This is a genomic window from Candidatus Phytoplasma phoenicium (assembly GCF_001189415.1).
GTDB lineage: Bacteria > Bacillota_I > Bacilli_A > Acholeplasmatales > Acholeplasmataceae > Phytoplasma > Phytoplasma phoenicium.
Genome location: NZ_JPSQ01000062.1, coordinates 1 through 1,885 on the forward strand (window position 1 = coordinate 1; position 1,885 = coordinate 1,885).

The following is a 1,885-nucleotide window of genomic DNA, read 5'->3' on the forward strand; positions in this document are numbered from 1 at the left end:
CTTTTTGGATTTGATTTTGGATCTTTTTTAAAGTGAATAACATACCAGGACCAACACTTCCTGAATCAATTATAGTTACTGAAGGATTATTGAGGAGTTGTTTAGCTTTTTGCGCGCTATTAAAAGTGCCACTTAATTTTTGAGAAAGTGTAATACAAACTACATGTTCATAACCTAAAGAAAATTGTTTTTGAAAAGCTTTTAAAAAAGATTGGGGGTTAGGTTGACTTGTAGTAAATTTTTTTCCTTCACTGGATAATTTTAAAAATAATTTATTATCTAAATCTTGTTATAACTAATATTTTTGATTATCATAATTGTTCATTAATTTTATATTTTTTTGATTAATTTTTATAAGATATTTTTGCAAAATGACACAAATGAAAACAAAGTCTTTTTTACAATAAAAGAGGAAATTTATAAATGATTATTTTATTTAAACAATTTAATTTACCAAAATCTATTGAAGATGCTTTAATAGATTTAAATTTTTCATCTCCTACACCTGTTCAAGCTTTAGTTATTCCAGAAATGATGGCAGGGCATGATATTATTGCTCAATCTCAAACAGGTACAGGAAAAACTTTTGCTTTTAGTATTCCAATTATTACTCAAATTAATCATCAACAAGCAGAAACCCAATCTTTAATTTTATGCCCTACAAGAGAATTAGCTTTACAAGTTTTCCATGAAATTAAAAAACTTTTAAAATTTTATAAAGAAATTAGGGTAGCAGTTATTTATGGTGGAGAATCTTATACAAAACAATTTCAAATGTTAGAAACAAAACCACATATTATTATTGCTACTCCGGGGAGAATTATTGATCTTTTAGAACGCAAAAAAGTTAATTTATCATCTATTCGTGTTTTAACTTTAGATGAAGCAGATGAAATGTTAAAAATGGGTTTTCAAGAAGCCTTAGAAACAATTTTAAAAAATATGCCTTCTGAAAGGCAAACAGTTTTATTTTCTGCTACTTTACCTTTTTCTATTAAAAAAATTGCTTCTAAGTATCAAAAAGATCCAAAAATTTTAAAAGTTAAACAAGATCATTTGGCTGTGAAAGCTATTGAACAATTTTATTTTTTAGTGAGAGAATTTGATAAAAAAAAGTTATTAGTACGTTTATTAGATCAAAAAAATCCTGATTCAGTCATTGTTTTTGCTAATACCAAAAGAGATGTAGATGTTATTTTTAATTATTTACAAGAAAATAATTTTCTTGTAGATGCGTTACATGGTGATTTAAAGCAAAATCAACGACAATATGTTATGAATAATTTCCGCAAAAATAATATTAAAATATTAGTAGCTACTGATGTAGCAGCTCGTGGTTTAGATATTTCAGATATTAAGATGATTATCAATTATGATTTACCACATGAAGATGAAGTTTATATACATAGAATTGGTCGTACAGGTAGAGCAGGTAAAACAGGGTTAGCTTATAGTTTTGTTAGTTTTAAAAAAATTTCACAATTAAAAAGATTAGAAAATTATTTGAAGGAAAAAATTAATTTTCTTAATATTCCTATGATAGAAGAAGTACAACAAACCAAAGCTAATTTTTTTCAAAATCATATCATTAATTTAATTAATGAACATAAAAATAATGTTAAACCGGAAGCACCAAATCTATTAGTAGACATTTTATTAAAACAATTTGAAGTTAAGACTATTATTGATGCATTACTACAATATTCCGCTCCTAAACAAAGAAAATACGAGTATATTGAAGAGATCAAAAATAGAATTCATATACGTACTAATAATAAAAATTATAATATTTTTAATGATTCTAAAACAACTCATAATAGTAGATTTCATAAACCGAAAATGATAGAATTAACTATAAATTTAGGTAAAAAAGATGGTATAAATC

General features: G+C 24.9%; 1 protein-coding gene and 1 pseudogene. One reads left to right on the forward strand and one right to left on the reverse strand.

The window, feature by feature from the left end:
* Positions 1-274 (reverse strand): annotated as a pseudogene (locus tag AlmWB_RS01765) (DegV family protein); the annotation flags it as partial.
* A 149-nt stretch (positions 275-423) separates the two neighbouring features.
* On the opposite strand from AlmWB_RS01765, the gene AlmWB_RS01490 reads away from it, so the two are divergent.
* Positions 424-1,885, forward strand: a 1,462-nt coding sequence (locus AlmWB_RS01490; protein WP_050337381.1) for a DEAD/DEAH box helicase, incomplete at its 3' end; no start/stop codon positions are given.